Origin of the sequence: Streptomyces sp. DT2A-34 (assembly GCF_030499515.1) — a bacterium.
GTDB lineage: Bacteria > Actinomycetota > Actinomycetes > Streptomycetales > Streptomycetaceae > Streptomyces.
Genome location: NZ_JASTWJ010000001.1, coordinates 2,074,360 through 2,091,580, shown reverse-complemented (window position 1 = coordinate 2,091,580; position 17,221 = coordinate 2,074,360). Strand labels below are relative to the sequence as shown.

Annotated in this window: 11 protein-coding genes and 1 pseudogene; 8 read left to right on the top strand and 4 right to left on the bottom strand. The window is 67.7% G+C overall.

Annotation, left to right across the window (positions count from 1 at the left end):
• Window positions 1-220 precede the first annotated feature (220 nt).
• The 6 genes from QQM39_RS09010 (at window position 221) to QQM39_RS08985 (ending at window position 10,586) form a co-directional block, all read left to right on the top strand.
• Complete coding sequence (locus QQM39_RS09010; RefSeq protein ID WP_301996174.1) at window positions 221-1,519, top strand: extracellular solute-binding protein; 1,299 nt, start codon at window positions 221-223, stop codon at window positions 1,517-1,519.
• Window positions 1,520-1,562: 43 nt separating this feature from the next.
• Entirely contained in the window at window positions 1,563-2,540 is a 978-nt protein-coding gene (locus tag QQM39_RS09005) for a carbohydrate ABC transporter permease (protein ID WP_301996173.1), read from the top strand.
• A 6-nt stretch (window positions 2,541-2,546) separates the two neighbouring features.
• Window positions 2,547-3,434, top strand: a complete 888-nt coding sequence (locus tag QQM39_RS09000) for a carbohydrate ABC transporter permease (protein WP_301996172.1) — start codon at window positions 2,547-2,549, stop codon at window positions 3,432-3,434.
• A 233-nt stretch (window positions 3,435-3,667) separates the two neighbouring features.
• Complete coding sequence (locus tag QQM39_RS08995; RefSeq protein ID WP_301996171.1) at window positions 3,668-5,965, top strand: glycoside hydrolase family 3 N-terminal domain-containing protein; 2,298 nt, start codon at window positions 3,668-3,670, stop codon at window positions 5,963-5,965.
• A gap of 122 nt (window positions 5,966-6,087) precedes the next feature.
• Window positions 6,088-7,560: a glycoside hydrolase family 32 protein gene (locus tag QQM39_RS08990; RefSeq protein WP_301996170.1), complete on the top strand. Its 1,473-nt coding sequence runs from the start codon at window positions 6,088-6,090 to the stop codon at window positions 7,558-7,560.
• An 89-nt stretch (window positions 7,561-7,649) separates the two neighbouring features.
• Window positions 7,650-10,586 carry a discoidin domain-containing protein gene (locus QQM39_RS08985; protein WP_301996169.1) on the top strand — a complete coding sequence of 979 codons (2,937 nt, stop codon included), beginning with the start codon at window positions 7,650-7,652 and terminating at the stop codon, window positions 10,584-10,586.
• Between the two features lie 181 nt (window positions 10,587-10,767).
• Here QQM39_RS08985 and QQM39_RS08980 read toward each other — a convergent pair.
• Window positions 10,768-11,331: pseudogene (locus tag QQM39_RS08980) on the bottom strand (transposase); the annotation flags it as partial.
• A 249-nt stretch (window positions 11,332-11,580) separates the two neighbouring features.
• Between QQM39_RS08980 and istA the strand changes: the two are divergent.
• Window positions 11,581-13,179, top strand: coding sequence for an IS21 family transposase (istA, locus tag QQM39_RS08975; protein ID WP_301996168.1), 1,599 nt, complete (start codon window positions 11,581-11,583; stop codon window positions 13,177-13,179).
• On the top strand, window positions 13,176-13,940 hold the full coding sequence (gene istB / locus QQM39_RS08970; protein ID WP_301996167.1) for an IS21-like element helper ATPase IstB: 765 nt from the start codon (window positions 13,176-13,178) through the stop codon (window positions 13,938-13,940). Before istA ends, istB begins: the two co-directional genes overlap by 4 nt.
• A 6-nt stretch (window positions 13,941-13,946) precedes the next feature.
• Here istB and QQM39_RS08965 read toward each other — a convergent pair whose 3' ends face one another.
• From QQM39_RS08965 to QQM39_RS08955, 3 genes are all read right to left on the bottom strand, one after another.
• On the bottom strand, window positions 13,947-14,408 hold the full coding sequence (locus tag QQM39_RS08965; protein ID WP_301996166.1) for a hypothetical protein: 462 nt from the start codon (window positions 14,406-14,408) through the stop codon (window positions 13,947-13,949).
• Between the two features lie 763 nt (window positions 14,409-15,171).
• Window positions 15,172-15,459 (bottom strand): nitroreductase/quinone reductase family protein, encoded by a 288-nt coding sequence (locus QQM39_RS08960; protein WP_302003524.1) that lies wholly within the window; start codon window positions 15,457-15,459, stop codon window positions 15,172-15,174.
• A gap of 14 nt (window positions 15,460-15,473) precedes the next feature.
• Complete coding sequence (locus QQM39_RS08955; protein ID WP_301996165.1) at window positions 15,474-17,219, bottom strand: FAD-dependent oxidoreductase; 1,746 nt, start codon at window positions 17,217-17,219, stop codon at window positions 15,474-15,476.
• Window positions 17,220-17,221: the final 2 nt, after the last annotated feature.

Below are 17,221 nucleotides of genomic sequence, written 5' to 3'. Positions count from 1 at the left end.
GCTCGCGTTCCCGATCCGGGACACCGAACGGCGCGCCTGGCCCACCCCGCCCGGCCCCTACCCACTCCGCGTCGGATGCTCCAGCCGCGCCCTGCGGCTGACCGCCGATGCCGCTGTCACCGCAGACGGTCCCCACCCGTGCGCCGGCCCATCCGGGCGTCCGCCCGCTCTCACCCTTAGCCCCCCGCGCCTGTATCGCCCAACGGCAAGGAGCCGCATCATGCGTATCACCACCCGTCACACTGTCAGAACCGTCCAGACCCTGTGCGTCACCGTCACGGCAGCCCTGGTGGTCACCGGCTGCGGCCGGAGCGAGGACTCCGGCGCTGGCAACGACGCGCCCGCCGAGATCGGTGCGGGCAAGGCCACGGGGACGGTGGTCATGTGGAACCTGGGCGACATCGAACCCGCCCTGAAGGACCTGGCCAAGAAGTTCGAGCAGGAGAACCCGGACGCCGACGTCAAGATCACCTCGATCCCGTGGGACGCCGCCCACGACAAGCTGACCACCGCGATCGCCGGCGGAAACACACCGGACATGTCCATGGTCGGGAGCACCTGGATGGCCGAGATGGCCGCCATGAACGCCTTCCAGGCCACCCCGACGTCGATCAAGTCGTCGGACTTCTACCCTGGCCAGTGGGACACCACCAAGTACAAGAAGACCTCCTACGGCGTCCCGTTCACCGCCGACACCACGGTGGTCTACTACCGGACCGACCTCACCAAGAAGGCCGGTATCAAGGGCGCACTGGCCGGCGACCGGGAGGGATACCTGAAGGACCTCAAGGCCATTCAGGCCACCGCGGGCGAGCAGAACCCCAAGCTTCGCAATGCCACCGGGCTGGTGGTGGGCTTCAACTCCTGGATTTTCTGGGTGCCGATGGTCTGGCAGCAGGGCGGTGACATCTACGACGCCACCACCGGGAAGTTCACCTTCGATACGCCCGAGGTCGCCAAGGCGCTGGAGTACTGGGCAAGCGTTCCGAAGCAGGGATTGGCGCCGACCGACAGGTCGGACAACGTGCAGAACTTCCGGGACGGGCTGATCGCCACCTACCAGGAGGCCGCGTGGAACGGTGCCAGCCTCCATAAGGACGCCCCGGAGCTGGACGGCAAGTGGAAGACCATGCCGGTGCCGTACTCCGAGCAGCCCGCCGGGTTCGCCGGCGGCACCGACCTGGCGGTGTTCAAGGAGGCCGAGAACCCCGACGCGGCATGGAAGTTCGCCCGGTTCCTGACCGAGCCCGCCAACCTCGCCGCCTATGTCAAGGCCACCGGCAGCCTGCCTTCTTCGCCCCAGGCGTGGTCGGACGCGAAGCTGAGCGCGGACGAGAACATGAAGCCGTTCGACGAGCAGCTCAAGGTCAGCAAGGCGCAGCCCGCCATCACGACCTGGCAGCAGATCGCCGACGCCATCGACTCCGAACTGGAGAAGCTGGCCCTGGGCAAGGCCACCGTCGCCGAGGTGCAGAAGACGCTGCAGTCCAAGGCCACCAGCATCGGCACCGGCCGCTGAGCGCCACCGCCATGAGCACCCCTCGCAGGGACGGATGACATCCATGTCCACGAAAACGCTCCCCGGGCGGGGCGACACCAACAGGCAGAGCACCGCGGGGCCGCAGCGGAGCGCCGAACGCCGGCGCTCCCCGCTCCGGGGCATGGCGCGCGGCAGGCAGGCCCGGGCCGCCTGGATCCTCGCCGCGCCCTTCCTCGCGCTGTTCGCGGCCTTCATGCTGCTGCCGTTGGTCTGGTCGCTGCTGATGAGCCTGACCGACACCAGCAGCGCCGACCTGCGCACACCCCTGAACGTGTCATTCATCGGCCTCGACAACTACGTGCGGCTCTTCCAGGACGAGCAGTTCTTCACGGCTCTGCGCAACACGGCCGTGTTCGTCCTGGTGGCCCTGCCCCTCACCCTGGCCGCCGGGCTCGCCGCGGCGGTCGCACTCAATAGCGGCATCCAACGCTTCCGGGCCGTCTTCCGGGTCGGCTTCTACCTGCCGGTGATCACCAGCATCGTGGCCGTCGCCGTGGTGTGGAAGACGCTCCTCGAACCGCGTGCGGGACTGGTGAACCTCGTCTTGGGCTGGTTCGGGATCGACGGCCCTGCCTGGCTGGCGGACACCCGATTCGCCCTGCCCGTCATGATCGTGATGGCGGTGTGGCGCAACCTGGGCACCGTCATGATCATCATGCTGGCCGGGCTGCAGTCCGTGCCCCAGTCCCTGATGGAGGCGGCCGAACTCGACGGCGCCGGGCCCTGGCAGCGCTTCTGGCGGGTCACGTTCCCGCTCCTGCGTCCCGCCCTGCTGCTGACCGCCGTCACCACCGGCATCGGCTATCTGCAGTTCTTCGACGAACCGTTCGTGATGACCGACGGCGGACCGCTGGACTCCACCCTGTCGGCCACGTTGTACGCCTACAAACAGTTCGGCAACGGCAATTACGAGATGGCGTCGGCCGCCAGCTACGTCATCTTCGTCCTCATCGTGGCGCTGACCGTGCTGCAGTTCCGCGTGCTGCAAGACAAGGACTGACGACCCATGAGCACCCTCTCCACTCTGCCCACGGCACAACCGGGCACGGACCGCGTCCTCAGGCGGCGCCGTATCCGCCGGACCTGGGGCCGGCCCTGGCTGTATCTGCCGCTCGCCGGCGCCCTGCTGGTGATGATCGCGCCGTTCCTGTGGATGCTGTCCGGGTCCTTCAAACCCGAGGGCGACATCCGCAGGGTCCCGCCCGTCCTGCTCCCCACGGCGCCCACCACCGCCAACTACGGCGAACTGTTCAGCACGCTCGACTTCACGAGCATGTTCGCCAACTCCGTGATCGTGGCCCTCGCCGTCACCGCCGGAAACCTCATCTTCTGCTCGATGCTCGGATACGCCCTGGCCAAGCTGGAGTTCCGCGGACAGCGCGCCGTCTTCCTGCTGGTCATGGGGACGCTCATGATCCCCGGCCTGGTCACCTTCGTACCCCTGTACGTGCTGGTGTCCAACATGCAGCTGACCGGCTCCATGCTCGGGCTGATCCTGCCGTTCCTGGCCGGCCCCTTCGGGGTTTTCCTGATGCGGCAGTTCATCTCCACCCTGCCCGACGAACTCATCGACGCCGCCCGCGTCGACGGCTGCCGTGAACTGGCCATCTTCGCGAGGATCATCCTGCCGCTGACCAAGCCGGCCCTCGCCACCCTCGGGATCATCACCTTCCTCGGCTCCTGGAACAACTTCCTGTGGCCGCTGGTCGTGGCCCAGAACGAGAGCCAGTACACCCTCCCCGTCGGCCTCGCCCTGGCCAGCAGCGGGCAGTCCTTCACTCGCTTCGGCATCCTGCTCGCCGGTGCCGTGGTCGTCCTGCTGCCGGTGATGATCGTCTTCCTGCTCTTCCAGCGCCAGTTCGTGGCGGGCATCGCCACTACCGGCCTGAAGTGACACCCCTGCTCCCACCCCGTCGCTCTGTGCCGCACCGGTCCCGCCCGGGGCGGTGGGCCGGCGGCGCGCGAGCCCCACCGCGGCAGGCGGCAGCGTCCCTGCGACGCGGCGCCGTCGACCGCGGCGGCCACACGGCCGACACATCCGGCACAAGAACGTCGCACTCCCGCGACCAGCCCGCCGTCGGCAATCAACTCTCTGACCTGTGACGACTCATCACTTGGAGACCATAAATGGGACAGCCGGTCCGCCCTGCCGCGTACCTGGATCCGGAAGCGTCCGTGGAAGCAAGGATCGAGGACTTGCTGTCCCGGATGACCCTGCCGGAGAAGGCCGGGCAGCTGCTGATGCTCGACGCACAACACGGGGACCTGGCGGACATCGTGTCGGCCAAGCTGGCCGGATCGGTCCTGCATGTGTCTCCCGCGCTGATGCCTCAGGCCATGGAACTGGCCGGGCAGACACGGCTCGGCATTCCGTTGCTGACAGCCGAGGACGGCATCCACGGCCACTCCTTCTGGCCGGGCGCGACCATCTTCCCGACCCAGCTGGCCATGGCCTGCACCTGGGATCCCGCCCTGCTCCACCGGGTGGCCCGCGTGGCCGCCACCGAGATCGCGGCGACCGGAATCCACGGGACGTTCTCCCCGGTGCTGTGCATCACCCGGGACCTGCGCTGGGGCCGGATCAACGAGACGTTCGGCGAGGACCCGTTCCTGATCGGTGAACTCGGGGCGGCGATGGTGCGCGGCTATCAGGGCGCGGGTCTTGGCGACCCGACCGCCGTGCTGGCGTACGCCAAGCACTTCGCGGGCTACTCCGAAACCCTGGGCGGGCGCGACGCGAGCGAAGCCGATCTCAGCCCACGCAAGCTGCGCTCGTGGTTCCTGCCCCCGTTCGAGCAGGCGGCGCGGGCCGGCTGCCGCGCCTTCATGCTCGGCTACCAGTCGATCGACGGGGTGCCCATCACCGCCAATGAGTGGCTGATCAACGACGTGCTCAAGGGCGAGTGGGGCTTCACCGGGACGCTGGTGACCGACTTCGACAACGTCGGCCGGATGGTCTACGACCAGCGGATCTGCGCCGACCACGCCGAGGCGGCGGCCGTCGCCGTCAACTCCGGCAACGACCTCGTCATGGGCACCCCGGCGTTCTTCGAAGGCGCGCAGGAGGCGGTCGCCCGCGGCCTGGTCGAGGAGAAGCAGATCGATGACGCGGTACGGCGGGTGCTGCGGCTGAAGTTCGAGCTCGGGCTCTTCGAGGATCCCCGCGCTCCCGACCCCGAGCGGCAGGCGCAGGTGATCGGCTGCCGAGCCCACGCCGACCTCAACCTCGAGACCGCCCGACGCTCCCTGGTGCTGCTGCGCAACGACGGCACTCTGCCGCTTGAAGGCGGGCTGACCTCGGACGGAACCGGCCGCGCCGTGAGCCAAGGCACAGCGCGGACGATCGCGGTCATCGGCCCCAACGCCGACAGCCCCGAAGCCATGCTCGGCGACTGGGCGGGCGCCTCCGGACAGTTCTCGTGGATGCCCGAAGGACATCCACGCGAGTCGGTGGAGACGGTGCTCGATGGCCTGCGCGCCGTCGCACCCGCCGACTGGACGCTCACGCACGCCCGCGGAGCCGACATCGCAAGCCCCGCCTACCACCCCGAGTGGTCCACCGGGCCCGACGGCCAAGCGCTGGCGCCCGTGTTCACCGCCGCCCCGGTCGACCCGGCACAGCTTCGGCAGGCCGTCGCCGCAGCCGAGGCCGCCGACTACGCCGTCGTGGTCGTGGGAGACACCATCGCCCTCACGGGCGAGGGGCGCTCCACGGCCACGCTCGACCTCCAAGGAGGTCAGATCGCGCTGCTGGACGCGGTCGCCGCCACCGGCACACCGATGATCGTCGTACTGGCCCAGTCCAAGCCGAGCACCCTCCCGGACTCCGCACTGAACGCGGCGGCACTCATCGAGGCGTTCAACCCGGGCATGCGCGGCGGCCGCGCCCTCGCCGAGCTCCTCCTCGGACTCATCGAACCCGGCGGCCGGCTCCCGGTCTCCTTCGCACGCCACGTCGGACAGCAACCGGTCTTCTACAACCAGGTGCGAGGCCAGCACGGGGAACGCTACGCGGATCTCACTCAGGACCCCCTGTTCGCGTTCGGCGAGGGCCTCACCTACACCACCGTCACCTACTCCGACCTCGTCGTGCACCATCCGGACGTCCCCGTCGACGGCACCGTCGACGCAACGGTGCGGCTCACCAACAGCGGCAGCCGCCCGGCCCTGGAAACGGTCCAGGCGTACATCAGCGACCTGACCACCAGCGTCACCTGGGCCGAGCAGGAGCTGAAGGGTTTCACCCAGGTCGAAATCCCTCCCGGCGAAACCTTGGACGTCCGCCTCGGCATCCCCGCCGCGCAGTGCTCACTCGTCACGGCCGACAGCCGGCGAGTGGTCGAACCGGGTGAGTTCATGCTCCGTGTCGGCCCCAGCTCGCGGCGGGAGCAGCAGCTGAGCGCGGGATTCCGCATCCGGACCTGAAGCCCGTATCCGGACCTGTAGCCCGCATGCGGGCTTGAAGACCCCCGCCCCGTCGGCCCGCCGCCCCGCTAACCCGAAGGCCGGCGGGGCGGGGCCACTCTGAAACACCGAAAGGCAGGCGTGTGTCCACCACACCCCGCGATCCGCACCGCCCCGTGGCGCACCTGCGCCCGCCCCGCAACTGGATCAACGACCCCAACGGGCTGGTCTTCCACGACGGCCACTACCACGTGTGCTACCAGCACAACCCGTACGGAGCGACGCACGCGAACGTGCACTGGGGTCACTTCCGCAGCCCCGACCTGCTGACCTGGGAGCCGCTGCCGATCGCCCTGTCCCCGACCCCCGGTGGCGTGGACGCCGACGGCTGCTTCTCCGGCAACGCCGTCTCCGACGGCGACCGTCTCGTCGCCTTCTACTCCGCGCACCGCGAGGACCGCTCGTTCCAGCACCAACCGGTCACTTGCGCCGTATCCCACGACGGCGGCAACAGCTTCAGCCCGCGCGGCGAACTGCTCATCCCCGAGCTGCCCGAGGGCTGCACCATGTACCGCGACCCGTACGTCTGGCAGGACGGCGACGGCTGGCGGATGCTGGTCGGCGCCGCCCTCACGGACGGCCGCGCCGCCGCCCTCCTGTACGACTCTCCCGACTTGGACAAGTGGACCTACCGGGGGCCTTTCGCGGCCCGCCGTCCGGAGCCCATCGGTGGCACCGACCTGCTCACGGGCGAGGGCTGGGAATGCCCCCAGTACCTCCCGGCGATCGACGGACGCGGTGCCCTCATCGTCAGCGCGTGGACCGAACCCACCGGCCCGCAGAGCGTCGCGGCCCTGATCGGCGAAGAGCACGACGGCCACTTCGAGGCCGGCCCAGCGGTACCCGCCGACTACGGCCCCGACTGCTACGCACCCGCCCTGCTGCGTGCACCGGGCAACCGGTGGCTGCTGTGGGGCTGGTCATGGGAAGCCCGCGACGAAGCCTGGGCCGTCGCGGACGGATGGGCCGGCGTCCTCACCCTGCCCCGCGAGATCCATGTCGACGGCGGCGGCACGCTGCGCCAGCAGCCCGCCACCGAACTGCTCGCCCTGCGCGGCGAACACACCATCCACGCCGCAGGCGCGACGCACGGCCCGCAGCCGGTGGACCTCGGCAGCGTGGGCCGAGCCTTCGACCTGACGGCCCGTCTGGAGCCGACCGGAAACGCCGGTCTGCGGCTGCTCACCACCCCGGACGGCTCCGAGCACCTCGACATCCGCGTCGATACCGAGGCGGGCGAACTGGTCGTCGACCGTGACCACGCCTCACTGGACCCCCGGGCCCGCGGCGGCTCCTACCGGATGCCCTGCCCCACTGGTCAGCCGGTCGAGCTGCGCGTGGTCGTCGACCACTCCATCGCCGAAATCTTCCTGACCACCACCGGCCAGGTCTTCACCCTGCGCTTCTACCCCACAGGGCAGAGCTCCTGGCGACTTGAGGCCCGCACCGCACCGGGTACGTACCTCGGCTACGCGATCGACGCCTGGGAACTGCACCCGCTCGTGATCAAGGAGCCGAGCACCAGCGCCGCAGAGTCGGCGCCGACGTCGCCGTAGAACCGACTCCAACCGGTCGATCCCCACCTCGGCAATGCGTCACCCCCTCTCCCAAGTACTGACCAAGCAGGTCCGAAGGAGGATCTTCCATGAGCACATACGGTCTCGGACGACGCCAGTTCCTGGCCACCGCCGTCGGTGTCGCCGCCGCCTGGACCTCGGTTTCCGGGAGCGCCATCGCCGCCCCGCAACTGAAGCAGACCGCACGCAGCAATTCCGTCCGTGTGTGGCTGACGGACGTATCGGCCGACAAGTGGGTCGCCGGCCAGGACGATGTGCTGTTCAAGGCGAAGAGAACGGCCAACCCGCTCACGATCAAGATCGACGACAGCGTCAAGTACCAGAAGGTCCAAGGCTTCGGTGCGGCCATGACCGACTCCTCCGCCTGGCTCATCGACAAGCTGTCCATTGCCGAGCGGACCAAGCTGATGAACAAGCTGTTCGATCCCTCGAAGGGAATCGGCCTCAGCCTGCTCCGCTCCCCGATGGGCGCCACGGATTTCAACGCGTCCGGGAACTACTCCTACAACGACATGCCTGCCGGCCAATCGGACCCGACGCTGTCCAACTTCTCCATCCAGCACGACGTGCCGTACATCATTCCCGCCTTGCGGCAGGCCCTCTCACTCAACCCGTCCATCAAGATCATGGCCAACCCGTGGAGCCCACCAGGCTGGATGAAGACCTCCGACTCCATGATCGGAGGCACCCTCAAGAGCGAGTACACCTCCGCACTGGCCAACTACTTCGTCAAGTTCATCCAAGCCTATGGCGAAGCCGGTGTGCCCATCTCCTACATTTCCCCGCAAAACGAACCCATGGGTACTCCCACCTGGCCCGGGATGTTCCTGTCCGCGTACCAGGAAGCCGATTTGATCCAGGAGATCGGCAAGGCGTTCGAAGCCAACGGAATCTCCACGAAGATCCTGGCTTGGGACCACAACTGGGACGTGCCCTCGTATCCGGAGACGATTTTCAGCGACCCCGCAGCCTCCAAGTACACCGCGGGAACCGGGTGGCACATCTACAGCGGCAACCCGAACTGCCAGACAGTGGTCCACAACGACTACCCGAGCAAGGAAACGTTCATCACGGAAGCCACCGGAGGCGTTTGGCAGGACAGCGACCAGACGGCGTTCAGCGAAGCACTGGGTTCGTGGATCATCAACGGAACGCGCAACTGGGCGAACGGGGTGATGCTGTGGAACATCGCACTCGACCCCGATCGGGGCCCGCTCAACAGCGACACGGCCGGCATACCCATGCTTCGGGGGTTGCTCACGATCGACCCGGCCGACGGGCGGGTGTCCTACAACGTGGACTACCACGCCCTCGCTCACGCCAGCAGGTTCGTCAAGCCCGGAGCACGCCGGATCTACTCGTACACCTTCGGGGAAGGCAGCATAGAGAACGTCGCGTTCCAGAACCCGGACGGATCGAAGGTCCTGATCGCCCACAACTCGGGGAGCGCCGCGAAGACCTTCAGCGTCGCGGACGGGACACACTCGTTCGACTACACCCTGAACGCCGGCGGTGCCGTCACCTTCACGTACTCCGGACCTGCGCAGAGCGGCCGTACCCCCGCAGCGACCAAGGTCTCGGACCCGACACACGACTTCACGTTCAAGTCGGCATCCGGCCCGGTCACCGTCACGTACGACCCGGAACTGCTGCCCTACCAGAACTCCATCCGTACCGGAAACAAGCTGGTCACGTACTCCCTTCCGATCGGAGCTTCCGTCCAGACGACCGGAAGGGCGCTGAGCCGTAGCAAGTGGACCGCCACGGCTTCCGCGCAGCCGGATTGGGGTGTGGCCGCGAACGCGATCGACGGCGACATCAACACCAGGTGGAGTCTCGGGCACGGGACGACGAGCGGCGACTGGTTCCAGATCGATCTGGGGAGCCCCACGAGCTTCAATAAGATCGTCTTCGACACCGGCGTGAACAATTCGTTCGACTACGTCACGAAGTATCAGATCTACGTTTCGAACGACGGTGTCGATTGGGGCAGCGCGATTGCGAGCGGCAGCGGGGGCATCGGGAAGATAGCCGTCACGTTGCCGACCCGTACGGCACAGTACATTCGCATCGTCAGCACTGCGGCATCCGGTTTCTGGTGGGCCATCGGCGACATCGAGGTGTACGGGTCCTCTCGTGGAACCGGCTCGATCACAGCTCCGACAGCGGCATCGAACGGCCTCCAGCTGAAGAACTGGACTAGTAAGGAGGGGGAGCAGGTCACCGTAGTATTCAACGGGACCATCGACAGCAAGAGTTTCAAGATATCCACCGACGGCTCGTACACCTATACGCTGCCGGGCGGCACCTCGGCGATGTTCACGACCAAGAAGCTGTCGAGCTTCCCCTCGCCGACGTTCAGCGATTTGAAGCCGGAACGAGGCATGCCGCGCTCCAAGTTCACGATTCGCGGTTCTGGTTTCGGCGATGCGCAGGGGCTGGGTACGGTGTATTTCGGATCGAGCTATGCCGAAATAGACACCTGGTCGGACACCAGCATCAGCGCCTACGTTCCGAAGGGACTTCCGGCGGGGAAGGTCACGGTTTCCGTGAAGGGAACCAGCGGAGTGGATGCAGGTGGATCTTCGTTCGACGTCATCGATCTAGGTCCTGCGCTACCCCGGACGAGCTGGGCCGCAAAGGCTTCGGACGCAAGTCAGTGGGATGCGCCCGGAAACATGCTCGATGGCAATTCCGACACTCGGTACAGCTCCGGAACAGGGCAGTACGACGGCCTCTGGATCCAAGTGGACATGGGGCAAACGCAGACCTTCGACAAGATTGTGTTGGATGTCGGCGGCAGTGTCAGCGACTATGCGCGGAGCGCAGACGTATACGTATCCACGGATGGAACCGACTGGACCAAGGTTTCTTCCGTAGCGGACGGCCAACGAGTCCACCTGATTTCCTTCCCCACGCAGACAGCTCGCTACATCAAGGTCGTCAACACCGGCAACGTTGCGCGTAGCTGGTGGTCAGTCGCAGAATTCAACGTCTACAACTGACCCCGGCTTTCATGTAGGGCGACCGTTGACCTTTGCCTCCGGCGCAGAGAGAGTGGCTCTTGTCGGCGGGAACAGGGAGCGCTGATGTCCCTGTTCCCGTGGACGAGGCACTTCCGGGTGCCCGTGGCAACTTCGAGCCCGCAGCGCACCGAGTACGCGCATCGGCTACGCGATCGACATCCGCGTTGCCAGACAGCAACAGGCCCACGACGGGTTCGCCGAACCCACCGCGGCCGTGGTCGACGAACCCCATCAGCGGGTCGTGCCCAAAGGTCTTCTTCCAGGTCGCGGCGGCGTCCTGCTTCTCGGAGTGCGCCAGGGCGAGGACGCCATCCAGGTCCACGATCACATGCCCACCCGCGTCCGGCGCCGCTTCACCGGCCAACCGCCAGACACGTTCGCGCACTTCGGCGCGGGCGATGCGCAGCGCGGCCAGGACCCGCTGCCCGTGCCCACGCCACCTTGCCGATCACCCGGGAGATCGACGGGCGGAGGCCGCCGACCCGAACACGGCCGGCTCGGCCCGCAACAGGCCCACATTGGCCAGGCAGTCCAACCGAGCGCGACGGCCGAGGCCACGTCCAGCAGCATCTCCCCCGGATCGTGCACTGCCCCGACTTGCACCACGGCGCCAGAGCCACCGATATCGTCTGGTCCGGCTTGGGACGTCTCCCGCCTGCGAGACCACAGCCCGGCCACCGCCCTCGACGGGGACACGCGGGTAGGACCCGATCCGCTTCTTCACCTGTGAAGCGCCTCCGGCGGTGGCAGGAACAAGGGCCTCGACAATCCGCGTTCTTGCTGGCCAGAGGTACTTTTCGTTTTGTCTGACCACCCGTCGGACACCACACTTCATGAAAGCGCGAGGCTAATTGGCCATGGGTAGCGCGGAGGTCGGGATCGAGGGACCTGGTCGTCGCGGAGCTGCTCATGTTCCTCGTCCCCTGGTTCGGATGGCCGATGGGCAGCCCGGATGGCGAGGAGAACGTTCGTCGTGGTCGACATCACCGAGATCTACGTCCACTGGTACGCAGGCCGCTCGAAGAGCGAGCTGGCCGCGTCGCCGGGGGTGGACCACAAGACGGTCAGGAAGTACCTGGCCCCGGCGGAGGCGTCCGGTATCAGCCCGGGCGGCCCCCCGATGAGCGAGGCCGACTGGGCGAAGCTGATCAAAGAGTGGTTCCCGGGGCTCGTGGACAGGCGTCTTCGGCAGGTGACCTGGCCGGAGATCGACCAGCACCGCGACTACATCAAGAGCCTGCTCGGGACGGTCACCGTCTCGACGATCCACCAGCGGCTGCGTGACGAGCACAGACTTCAGGTGTCGATCTCCTCGTTCCGTCGCTGGGTGCATGCGACATTGCCGGATGAGGTGGCGAAGTCGCAGGTCACCGTGTTGCGTGACGAGATCGAGCCCGGCTCGGAGGCTCAGATCGACTACGGCTTCCTCGGGCAGTGGATCGATCCGCGGACGGGGAAGCGCCACCGGGTCTGGGCGTTCGTGATGGTTCTGCCGTGCTCGCGGCACATGTTCGTCCGGCCCGTCCTGCACCTGGACCAGCACGCATGGACGGAAGCCCACGTCGCGGCCTTCCGCTACTTCGGCGGCGGCCCGCGCCGGCTCGTCCCGGACAACCTCAAGACAGGCGTCGACAAGCCCGACCTCTACGACCCGAAGATCAACAAATCGTATGCCGAACTCGCCACCCATTACGGCGCGTTGGTCGATCCCGCCCGGGCTGCGAAGCCGAAGGACAAGCCACGGGTCGAGCGGCCGATGCCCTATGTCCGCGACTCGTTCTGGCGAGGGCGGGAGTTCACCTCAATCGAGCACATGCAAGCCGAGGCCGTGACCTGGAGTCAGCAGGTCGCCGGTCGGCGGAAGTGCCGGCCACTGGGCGGGGCCGCCCCGATGACCGTATTCGAGGCACTGGAAGCGGCCGAACTGCTGCCCCTGCCGCCGACACCGTTCGTGCTGGCCCGCTGGTCGACGGCCACGGTCGGCCCGGACATCCACATCAAAGTCGGCCGCACCCTCTACTCGGTGCCGTGGAAACGGATCGGCCGCAAGGTCGACGTCCGCTCCACCGCCACGATGGTCCAGGTCTTCCACGACGGCCAGCTCGTCAAGACCCACACCGCCCTCGACCAGGGCAAACGCACCGACAAGAGCGACTACCCGCCGGAGAGGATCGCCTTCCAGATGCGCACGCCGGTCTGGTGCCGCACCCAGGCGTCCGAGGTCGGCGACGCCTGCCGGGAGGTCATCGACCAACTGCTGGAAGCCAACGTCCTCTACCGGCTCCGCGCTGCCCAGGGGGTTCTCGGGCTGCGGAAGAAGTACGGCGAGACGCGGCTGGAAGCCGCCTGCGCCAGGGCCATCGCGGTCGGCGACCCGTCCTACCGCACCATCAAGGGCATCCTCATCGCCGGCACCGAGACCGATCCCGAGCCCGAGACCAGCGGAGACGCCGGAGCCGCAGCCTTCCTCCACGGCCCGGCCCGGCTCTTCGCCACCGTCGCGACCCCCGACACGGCGGACGACGACCACGACGACCAGGTCCACGACGAAGCCGAGGTGGAAGCCCGATGACCGTGATGGACACCGCCCTGCGGGAGTCCACACAAGGCCCTGCGACTGTCCGGCATGCGGGAAACCCTCGACGCCCGCCTGGCCCAGGCCCCGGCGGCGAACTCGGGCACCTGGACTTCCTCCAGGTCCTCTGCCAGGACGAGATCACCCGCCGCGAGACCGTCGCCTTCCAACGCCGCCTGCAGCGAGCCAAGTTCGAGCAGCAGGTCACACTGGAGGAGTTCGACTTCACCGCCTCCTCGAAGCTGCCTGCCGCCCAGATCCGTGACCTGGGAGCCCTGCGCTGGCTTCATGCCGGCGAGTCGGTCATTCTCTTCGGGCCGGTCGGCGTCGGCAAAACGCACATTGCGCAGGCCCTCGGCCACCTCGCCGTCCGCCAGGGCGCCCATGTCCGCTTCGCCAAGACCAGCCGCGTTCTTGCAGACCTCGCCAGCGGTCACGCGGACCGCACCTGGGAGAAACGGCTCCGCGAACTGGTCCGTCCCGACGTCCTCGTCCTCGACGACTTTGCAATGCGCCAGCTGAACGCGACCCAGGCTGACGACCTCTACGAGCTGGTCAGCGAGCGGCAGCGAAGGTCTCTGATCATCACCAGCAACCGGGCGCCCAGCGACTGGTATCCCCTCTTCCCCAACCCCGTCGTCGCCGAGTCCCTTCTGGACCGGCTGATCAACACCAGCCACCAGGTCATCATGAACGGCCCCAGCTACCGCCCGAACAAGCGCCCCAAGAACCGCACTGACAAGCCCTCGATCAAATGACCCAGATCAATCCCACCAGTTGAACATCAGCTCGCCGACCGTGCTGGGGCGCCAGTAACGCACCTGTTCCAGCTCTGCTTCGGCGAGCTCGCTGGTGTCGGCTGCAGCCAACGGCGTGCTCAGTTCTCCGACGTCCAGCAGCCGGAAGCCGCCCAGCTCAAATGCGTCCGCCCACGCCGGCGGGGCTGTGAAGTACGTCAGAGGCGCACCAACCTGCGGAGGACTCGCCGCACAGGCAACGACCGAGAGTACCTCGTGGCACAGGACGGTCGACCGAATGCCTGGGGCGGTGATCAGAACCGTGTGGAAACTCGGCGTGACTCCGGCCGGAGTCACTTCGCCGACTGTGGCCCGAATCGACCGGGCCACCGCATGGCAGGCGGCTCTGAAGGCCCCGACGTCCACCTGCGGCAACGGGTCATCGCCATGCCACCAAAACCCGGTGGCTCCTCGCGCGACGCGGATCAACGCACGACTCGACTCTCATTCCGTCCGTCAGGTCTGACAAGGATGCCACGCGACCGAATCGAGCGATCACCCGCATCTGCCACCCTCCGGAGCCCTCTCCGGTGGCCCGTCTCAGTCCCGAGGGTGGGGAATTACGTGAACCTACCCATGGGGAAATACGCGATCGTCCACACAGCCTCGCGTCGTCTGCTCGACGGTCCTGATCGGTGCGGACCGCGGTGTGACAGGCTTGTTGGCAAGGGACGGCGTGCCTTGTCCCTGGTCGGTGAGCTGTGACGTTGCGTAGTTGGCAAGAGTGACGCAGGTCAGTTGGCAAGGTGTGGTCACGGGCGGTGATCCGCCTGAGCGAGGAACCTCTCTGATGTAGGCCGCCAGGAGGTCGTGGGGGTACCTGTAGTAGTGGGGTTGTTGCCCAGGCGGTGGGGTGCCTTGATAGGGGCGGCGGAGCAAGGATCTCCAGGACGGCGGCCGCCGCGCTGGCAGCCTGGAAGAGTTCTGCTCCAACTTGCGTCGTCATAGTCGATGTGGTCGAAGCGCTCAGCATCGGGGTCAGCTCCTGCACGCACCCGCACAGCGTGCGCAGCCGCGTCCCCGGATTCTCGGTGACGTCCAGGGCGTGCTCCATATCGAGCAGCGGCCGAGGCTGAAGCGGCAACACGCTTCGAATCCCCTTTTAGGGAACGGCGGCCGTTGGACGCGGCTGACGCCGTGCGGCCCTCTTGGTGCCAGGGCGTCACCTCGCCCGGAGGCGTGCTGGTTCACCTCAAGGGACTCGTGACGGGTGAGGTGTCAGGTGGAAGACCCGGATGTCGCGCGTGGTGCGGGCGGCGTAGGTGTCGTATACGGGCAGTGCGGCGAGGATCCGGCGCCGATGGAGCTGCTTTTCCTCCTTGGTGAGCGGGCGGGCGTGCACCGAGACCGTGCGGCCTTGGTAGGTGACGTGTGCGGTCGGGGTGTGGAGCAGGTTGGTGCTCCAGGTGGGGTGGTGTGTTCTGCCGAAGTTGCTGGCGACGACGAGCCAGCTGCCGTCGGGTCCGTGGTGGGCGCACAGTGGCGTGGTGCGGGCTAGTCCTGTGCGGTGGCCGGTGGTGGTGAGGACGACGGTGGAGATGAAGAGGCGGCTGGGGAGGAGGCGGCCGCGGGTGAGGCGGTGGACGGCGAGGTCGCAGGGAGGCAGCAGGTGGGGGGCGATGCGGGTGAACAGGCGGGTGCGGCCGAGACGGACGATGAGCGCGTTTGGCATGCGGTGGTGAGCACTTTCAGCTGGGGCACGGGACGGTACGGTTCGCCCTGATGCGGCCGCAGGTCGGGGGTAGCGGCCAGGGGCCAGGTGGCGCATGCCCGTTCGGCCATGGCTGTGATGGTCAGTGACGGGTTTTGTCCCAGGTTTCCCGGGATGACGGAGGCGTCGGTGATGTGCAGGGTGGGGTAGCCGTGTACGCGGTGGTAAGGGTCAGTGACGCTGTGGGCGGGGTCGGTGCCGATGGGGCAGCCGCCCATCAGGTGAGCGGTGAACGGAACGTGGAACAGCGTTGTCCATAGGCGCCGGGCTCGACCTCGGATGTGGCGCGCGTACGTGTGCGCGACGGCATCCGCGGTGGCGCTGCGGGTGGGTTCCGGGCCGGCGGTGCCGGGGCGGAAGACGACCCGTCTGAGCCTGGGCCTGTAGTGGCTGGTCAGGGCGGAGTCCCGCAGTTCCATGGTGAACAGCAGTGCGGTGCGGCGGCCGAAGCTGCCGAACGGCAGGGCGAGGGGCAGTAGTGCTCCGGCGAGTGGGTGGGTGCCGGGGCCGACGCGGCACAGCTGGACGAGGGTTGTGGGATCAGGGCGGATGGCGGAGGTGATGGCGACACCGGGGCCGATGTCGAAGCCGGGTGCGGTGGCGGCGCTCATCACCTCCTGGTTGGTGCAGGTGCGGGTACCCAGGGCGGGGGAGAGCAGAGGCAGGTGGGCGCGCGAGCGGTGGAGCAGTTCGGTGGTGCCCCAGGCACCGGCGGCCAGCACCACCTGGCCGGCCGTCAGGACCTCCCGCTGGCCGCGCAGGTGGAAGGGGCCGGTGGGGGTGCGTGTGGTGTGGATGTGCCAGGTGCCGTCGGGCTGCGGGTGCAGGGCGGTCGCCCGGGTCATCGGCAGGATGCGGGCGCCGGCTTGTTCGGCGAGATGCAGGTAGTTCTTGACCAGGGTGTTTTTCGCCCCGACCGGACACCCGGTGGTGCACTGCCCGCACAGGGTGCAGCCGCTGCGTGCGGGCCCCTGACCACCGAAGTACGGGTCACCGGTCTGCTGCGCGGGAGTGCCGAAGTGGATGCCGACCCGGGTGGGATGGAAGGTGTCTGGCACGCCGAGGTCGTCGGCGGCTTGTCGCAGCACGCGGTCCCCTGCCGACGTGGCGGGCACAGTGGCGGTGCCCAGCATCTGTTCAGCCCGTGCGTAGTGCGGGGCGAGTTCTTCCGCCCAGTCGACGGCCTGGTCCCAGCCCGGCGTCTGGAACGTGGCGGCGTCGGGCCGGTAGTGGACGGCGGCGTAGGCCAGGGACCCTCCGCCGACGCCGACCCCGGTCAGGGCGAGGAGCCGTCTGCGCAGGTGCACGCGCATGATGCCGTGCCATCCCAGACGTGGTGCCCACAGCAGACGGCCCATCTGCCAGGGGGAGGTGGCGAAGTCGGTGTCGGAGAATCTGCGCCCGGCTTCGATGACGGTGACCCGGTAGCCCTTGTGGGTCAGGCGCAGGGCGGCGACGCTGCCGCCGAAGCCGGAGCCGACGACCAGGACGTCGGTGTCGGGGGTGACGGCGTCCGTCGGCGGGGGCATGT